Genomic DNA, 8,143 nt, shown 5'->3' on the forward strand with positions numbered 1-8,143 from the left:
CAGCTAGATTTAGCTCTGTAAGTAAAATGAATTAGTACAGCTCATAAAGTATAAAGTTTATAATCTGGAACAGATATTATGCAAGAGTATTCTGGTTTGCTATATTTGCAGGATTTTACCAACTTCATTGGGCCTCATTTTATAATAACCCAATAAAAAAATAATCTTAATAAAGATAGCTAACCTATTTTTATTATCAGAAAGAATATTAATTAAAATATGACTGTTTTTATATCCTAATGAACTACAGGTAGTTATTTTTATATAGACTACCTATTATTTCTGAATAATTCACGGCCCAGTTTTTAACTTAAACTTAATCTTAAATCATATTACTACTTACATTAATACTCTGAAGACTTCATTTTTATATGAGTTGATATATATATAAATTTTTCTTTGGCGAAAGAAAGTTTAATGTAGTCTAAATTATTTGCAAATGGAAATATTTTTTAGTGGGTTTACAATTAGAGCATAAAATTTAAATATATTTAAATTTTACTTTTCAGAAGAATTATTCTAATGTGTAGTAGCTTCACTATTACCTAATGTTATATACTTAAGTTTCAGGCCCAATATATCAAAATAATTCAAAATTATTAATACGTTTAGTATATTACAGTACAAATTGTATTGTTCCTACTAGTTATTTTTGTTCTCCTTGAAGAATCACTAAAGATTAATAAGCTAACAGATTCTTCTGGATGCGTATAGCTTTAAATAACAACTACAGTATACAATGGTTTTTTACCAACTATTTTGATTATATACCTAAATAAAATTTACTAGATAAAAATAATTATTAAGCACAATAACAGTATTAGGTTTCATATGATTTTCAATCACTGAGGCTTATCAGTATACTTAATTTACTGAAAAAGAAATATAATCTATTTTTTATATATATTTTCTGGAGTATTTGCTATTGACATAACTCTAAAATAGAGGATATCTTTTATAGCTTATATCTAATTTAGAGTGATTACTATAAATTCTCAGTTGTAGTTATTTAGTTTAGTACCGTAATTATTTCTAAGTTATCAAATAGTAAGCTTTCTCCTAATTAAGGAGGCTAGTAAATATGGCTGAATAAAAGTATCGAAAAGACCATGTAAACTTATACTACTATATTTTTATAGCTTTTTAATTATCTGTTCATATTACATTAGTCTTTATGGAAGATAAAACTATAAATTGGCAAATAAAAATCAAAAATATTACATTTTTTGTGGTTTTCCCTGATCATAAATTTATGAGAAAAATTGTATATTTAATGGTGGTGAAATCCTAAAAATTCCTGTAAATTGTTTGTTATTCTGTTATCAGATATATGATGGGAGAACATGAATAATTTATTGCCACTATCACATCTAATTTGTTAATTTCAATATCAATAATTACAATATTACCAATTTACTTATTAATTTTTTGTTAATTTATCTACAACCTATGAAGACTTGTGAGTCTGAAACTAATTTTGAACAAAATATTCCTGAAACATATATTGAATCATCTTATGGACAGGGAGGATGGCTATGTTTATTTTTCATAATTCTGATACTAATGAGTGGAGGTGCAGCATTAGGCCTACTAATGAGTCCAGAACATCAAATATCATCAGATGATGGTAATCATACAAAAGCTAAACGAATAAAAATATCAACAGTTGATGTGGGTATGATTGAGGAAAGTAATGATTTTATTGCCAGTTTAGAGCCCCTAAATTCAGTAATACTACAAACAAAAGTGCAGGGTAAAGTTACCCATGTTTTTGTGAAATTAGGTAATAAGATTCAAGAAGGAAATGCAATTATTCAGATCAATTCTCAAGGTAAATATTCAGCTTCAAGTAGTTATAGCTACAACCAAGCAAGACAAAAACTAGCTATTGCTCAAGAAAAACTTAATTATCTAGAAAAAGTCAAAAATTCTCAGATAGTAAATGCCCAACAGAATGAACAAAAATATCAAAAATATTCTCTATTAGTTACACAAGGTGCTCTATTACAACAAGATAAGGATGAATACGCCAATAATTTACTGGCACTCAAAAATAATATAGTGGCAATCAAGGCTAAAATCCAAGCACAAAAAGTTATAATTTATAAGGCAAAGCAAGCTCTGCAAAAACAAAAAGCTTATATCCTTACTCAAACACCGAAGAATATTCAGCGATATAAAATTACAGCTCCTTTAACTGGTACTATTACCAGTCTCCCTGTTAAAGTTGGAGATATAATTAATACTTCAACTAGAATAGCTACAATTACTCAAAATCATCCCCTAGAGGTAACAATCAAGGTACCTGAAAAATTTAGTGATAAGTTGCGTAAAGGAATACCTGTAAAAGTAATGGATGAGCAAGGAAAACAATTGGGTAAGACCGAAGTATATTCTATTATTAAAAAGGATAAAAATCATAAGGTTATAGTAGTTAAAGCTCTATTAAAAAATACTCAATATAAAACATACGTAGATCAGTTAGTTCGTACCAGGTTAATTTTTAAGGAAAGACCAGGAGTTCTAGTTCCAGCTGCTGCAATATTCCGTGTAGCAGAAGATAATTTTGTATATGTTGTGGAAACCAAAAGAAACACATCACAAGAGTATCAATTAGTTGCAAAACAAAGAAGAGTTCAGTTAGGTAATATTAGAGGTAAATTGTATCAGGTATTAGGTGGTTTACAAGCAGGAGAACAAATAGCGACATCTGGATTGCTAAATCTCAGAGATGGTGATCGTATTATCCCTTCATCTTGATTTAAGTTATAACTGTAGATGTTCCATTGTAAGTCTGATATGATTATGGTTAATCACCGAACTAAATGAAAATGCTTTTGAAGTTATATTAACGATATTTACGCAAGTAAATCAAGTATTAATAATTACGTTTGTGTGGAATTTGAAGATTACTTTACATTGAAATATATTAAAGCTTGATTTAGCGAAGAGCTGGGAAAAATTACCTTAGATTATTATGTATTTTTACTTAAAAAATACTGGATATTTTATTAAATAAAAATTCCACTTTGAATAGTTAATATTCAAGTTTATCAATGTATATATCTATTATTAAGGAAATGTGAAATTCACTTTTAATATGAAATAGTTAGAGGAATTTTAATAAAACATTTTAGCAAGTCTTTAAAAATATTTTTATCCGGCTGAATAACTATTCAATACTCAGAATAAACAAGATTATTTTTTTGTAAAAGTTAAATAATAGTTATAAGTGGATAAGAAGTTAAGCGAGTGCCAATGTAAAACAAAGCAAAATAAAATCAGAAAAAATTCATGATAGAAGTCTAATACATACTGAAGATAGTAGCTGTTAGCTAATCTGATATTCTTCTGATAAGATACCTCCCAGATATTATTGGTCTGCAGTAGGTAATTACAGCATTATGATTGCAGCAGTTTATTGAAATTTAGTCAGACTTGTGAAAATTGTTTGGTGTTTACTATTTACCACAAACCTAAACTGTAAACTACTAACTTAATAGGATTGAATTACCTTCATAAGCAAATGAAGTTGCATGAATTTAAATAATTTCATTGCTTTGTTATATACTAAGGTTGCACAATCAATTACCAATAATACTTACTTAATTATTTAATGAACCATTTTTGCATTACCATATTGCTGCCTTGTAAATCAATTTATCGACTCTGAGTCTAAGTGATGAGGATAAAACTTACTATGAACTATAGTAAGTTTTATAGCAATAATCAAGTTAAAGCCTAATAAAAATATTAGGCATATTTTATAGAAAGATACCAAATAAAGTATACTTAGTTTAAGAATTTTCTATTTTATAATCATAAATCCAAGCAGTTCTTTTATTAAGCAAACTAGGCATAATTGCAGATACTAAACCCAAAATCAGGTTTCTTGTCAATGCTTTTATTCCTGAAGCATGAAATATATCAGCATTCCTTCTGGATAATCTTTGTACTGCACCCGTACGTTTCATTCGGGCTTGTTCATACTTAATAAAAGATTCTTCTACCATCTCTTTCTCATTAGATAAGTATTGGGCTAATACATAAGCATCCTCTATTGCCATAGCTGCTCCCTGGGCTTGAAACGGCAGCATTGGATGAGCTGCATCCCCCAACAAGGTTACCTTGCTCTGCGACCAATAAGGTAATGGTTCATGAATAAACAAACCCCATTTGAAACAAGGTTCTGGGCTTTCTATCATATCTTCTAAAATTAAATTGAGTTCATTAGAATGATTAGCAAAATCCTGAGCCAAGGCAGTTTTATCTGCTGGAACAGACCAACTTTGGTCATTGGATTTTCTCTCTTTGATTACTAATACCAAGTTAAGCCAAGATTCTGGGCTTTGTTCATTCCCATTGGGGTATACTACGACATGGTGATTTTTACCCATCCAAACTGTTGCCTTACCCCACAAAAAGTGGTATTTTCTATGAAATGGTAATATCACTCTATATGCAGAATAACCAGAATATCTTACTTGATATTGAGGGAAGAGTGACTGCCTTATGACAGAATTTATACCATCTGCCGCTACCATTGCTTGTGCTGTTATTGATCCTTGATTTTTCAGGTGAAGATATAAGTGATTATCTTTTTGCTCATAAGACTCTAAACATTGTGAGAAGTAAATTCTACCTTTGTTTTGAATCATATCAAATAATAACTGGTGTAAATCTGCCCGCCGACATTGGTAATAAGGTGTTTTGTTATCAAGTTTCCACTCCGCTAGGATTTTATTTGTGTTAAAAGAACGTAGCTGGAAACCTAGACAGATATGGGATAATCTCTCCAATTGCTTTTTAAGGCCCAGTTTTTCTAGTATATGAACGACATTGGGACTTATTTGAATACCATATCCCAAGGCTTCAAAAGAATTTGCCTGCTCATATAGGCGAAAATTAATGCCTTTTTGTTCCAAGGCAAGGGCCAGGCTTAAACCACCTATACCAGCACCAACTATAGTAATTTCACTTTTCATGATATCTTTTCATTTAGATTAAGTTTGTATAAAATAACAACTGATATTCTTCAGTTAATTTCATTTATTTGTTTATTCTATTATTTTGATTCAAAGTTAAGTATTAATTTTGGGTAAAAGATAGTAAAAATATAAAAAGATTAAGTCTAAAAACTAAATGGAAATAAGAATTTTTCATTTTTTATGCAGAGAAAATCACCTTTAAATTAAAAATATGAAAGTTTGGTCAATACTAATACTGAAAAGATTTGGCCAAAATCTACAATAAATATCCTTTAACATAATTACCGCATCTTATTTTGATATGTAGTACCCTAAGTGATATTAATTTAATTTCCTGTTTATAGAAATTTAAAAGAGTTTTGAAATTAATCCTACTTTAAAATAATTCAAAAATATGTAATCAACTGTCCCATATGTGACAAAATGATATGGGTATATAGCCCTGCAAAAGGGTCTTAGCTAATTAAAAAAAACTGGGAATTATCTGACTCACCCCAGTTATTTTTATAAGTATATTTCTTGGTATGAATTTATTAACAAATCTTTGGTCTTCTAGATATTAAGATTGCAGCTATCAAAATTTAGATTCATTTATTCACAGGTTAAGACTTAACAGCACGAAACATTCCAAATCGACAAAGACCACTGCCAAATCCAATTCGCATGAGTAATATGGTAGGTACTTCTCTTAAAGATTTAATAAATCCTGTAAAACCAAACTTTATTAAGCCTTCTGGTCTGATAAACCCTTGCCAAATTGATTGCAACCAAGAAGGGAGAGTTTCTTGAGTCCAGTCGGCAGTGATTACTTCTCCTTCAACTAACCCAGTTCCTGCTATTTGTTTAGAAAATCCTTCAATGCTGGAAAAAGCTGGATGAGACCACTGGTCTAACAATTGACGCATTATTAGTTTCTCCCAAAAATTCAGTGGGGTTTGACTATCATCTCGCTTATTCCAGTCGGCCACCACTAATATACCTCCGGGTTTTAAAACCCTCATCATTTCTTGAGCATACTTAGCCTTATCCGGCATATGAGGACCAGCTTCAACTGACCAAACTACATCAAAACAGTTATCAGGAAAAGATAGTGCCAAGGCATCACCAAGCTGGAATTCGGCAGTAATATTCTTAGGAGTTAATTCTGTTGCTCGTTGTACTTGCCTTGGACTAATTGTGATTCCTTTAACATTAAACCCATAGTCTTTTGCTAGGATACGACTGCTACCACCAATTCCACAACCCACATCCAACACAGTGGTACCACTAGGTAATTTATATAAGCCTCCCCATGCAACCATTTCGTGAACAAAGTCAGCTTTGGCTTGCAAAAAATTCTTATGTCTTACAGGTACACCATAGTGACCCAAGTGAATATGTTCACCCCAATAAAATTCCAGAATACCGTCTTGAGTCCATGCATTGTAGGAATTTGCTACTGTCTCAGACGATTTATAGCTGCGGGGAGTAATTAAATAAATAATAGTACCAACAACTAATATTAGAACTGTCAATAAAAGAGCGTAGTGGAGATTCATCAAAAAATATAATATTTATTTACAAAAAATTCTACCTATTATAATAATAGCAATTTTTGCCAGCATAGAGCTTATTGCATCGAAATCATCATTTTTATGGTGATAATATTTGCTATTTACCAGTTATAAGTGCAATTGTATGGTAATTATTATTGGGGCTAAGGGAACACTATGGTGTTGATTATTTATTTTATCCCATCATTCAAATTTTAAACTATATTTATTTAATAATCTTTATTGCTCATTTTTTCCTGTAATATGAATATATACTTAACATTTTCATTTCATACCACCTGGAGTAACTAGGATACTCGTAATAGCGATTATGAAAGTTTAAGTATTTGAGAAATCCTTGCTGCTATTTATAGCATGAAGCAAAGAGATTTATAGCTTAGTTTTAAAGGTATATCACAGGGTAGAAAAAACTTTCTACTTAGTCTTAATTAGTACGTTAACTTTTGAGGTATGGATGATAAAAGTAATGTCTTCAAATATCAATCTATACTTCATATTTTTTAGTATTTATGGAAAAGCTATAAGCTATAAATAGTTAGTATTTAATACTAATCATCCTACTCATAATAATGTAATTAAGTTAACTTAGCTCAATACAAAAAAAATCCATAATAATTCTCCTATGTAATGGTAGATTAATAAAAATATCTCCACTTCGTTTTCTGCTCTAGTCTAGATACTAGGATAATGGCATAATAGTCTATGGATATTACATGACTTCTGAATTAAAAATACTTGCAAATAATAGGTGAGAAGACGCTCATTATAATTCCATTATGTTTATATAAGCTGGGGTATTTTCTAATTCTAAAAATATCTATGTTCACTCACGAACTAGTCTGATAAAAAAATTAACAAAATGGTAAAAGTATAAATTTTATAGTTTTGCATTATCTATTCCGCCATTCAAATATGTAAAATATCGATAAATAAATAACTAGCAAAAACTGACAATACGCCACTAACTAGCATAAAGGTGAGCTTGAGTAAGTCTTGAAAAATTATTTTTATGCTAATGGAAAACCTTCATAAATTAGATATCATATTCTTATAAAAATGGTATCAATTATTCCTGATAGGTTCTATTTTTGCTACACTAATAGCATTGATAAACATTAAACATCTTAAAAAGTCCTGTTCAATTTTCAAGATAGAGATTATCGATGCAATTATAAAAATGAAAAAAGCAAAAACATAGTTGAATTTAGCACCAGTAAACTCCTGAATCGAATTACCAGATATAATTATTTTCAGTAGTAATTAATCATTAGGTTACCGATCTATTTTTATTTTAGGATACTCCTCTTAATAGAGACTATAAAATAACAACAGCGAATAATCAATAAATTCACAAAAATCAACTCGATATTAATAAAAATTGTATTTTGGAAAAATTATTTAACTGAATAATTATAAATATGAGAATCAAAAATATTATCCAAAAAAATAACTACAATAGAATCAAAAATTACAGAATAATAAAGTAAATATTTGATTTTACTTTGCAACTTCACTATATATTCTTTTAAGTAATTTTGCCATAGAATTTAATATTTTGCCCAATACAATAATGATTTTCCTAATCTTAATTATTTTATATAT

At 29.4% G+C, this 8,143-nt stretch carries 3 protein-coding genes; 1 reads left to right on the forward strand and 2 read right to left on the reverse strand.

The window, feature by feature from the left end:
* Positions 1 to 1,449: 1,449 nt before the first annotated feature.
* Positions 1,450 to 2,760: an efflux RND transporter periplasmic adaptor subunit gene (locus RINTHH_RS06940; RefSeq protein ID WP_044304825.1), complete on the forward strand. Its 1,311-nt coding sequence runs from the start codon at positions 1,450 to 1,452 to the stop codon at positions 2,758 to 2,760.
* 1,037 nt (positions 2,761 to 3,797) lie between these two features.
* On the opposite strand, the gene RINTHH_RS06945 is transcribed toward RINTHH_RS06940, so the two are convergent.
* Positions 3,798 to 4,985 carry an FAD-dependent monooxygenase gene (locus RINTHH_RS06945; RefSeq protein ID WP_008234683.1) on the reverse strand — a complete coding sequence of 396 codons (1,188 nt, stop codon included), beginning with the start codon at positions 4,983 to 4,985 and terminating at the stop codon, positions 3,798 to 3,800.
* Between the two features lie 605 nt (positions 4,986 to 5,590).
* Positions 5,591 to 6,526, reverse strand: a complete 936-nt coding sequence (locus RINTHH_RS06950) for a methyltransferase domain-containing protein (RefSeq protein ID WP_008234685.1) — start codon at positions 6,524 to 6,526, stop codon at positions 5,591 to 5,593.
* Between the last annotated feature and the right edge of the window lie 1,617 nt (positions 6,527 to 8,143).

The sequence above is a fragment of the Richelia intracellularis HH01 genome (assembly GCF_000350105.1).
Taxonomy (GTDB): domain Bacteria; phylum Cyanobacteriota; class Cyanobacteriia; order Cyanobacteriales; family Nostocaceae; genus Richelia; species Richelia intracellularis.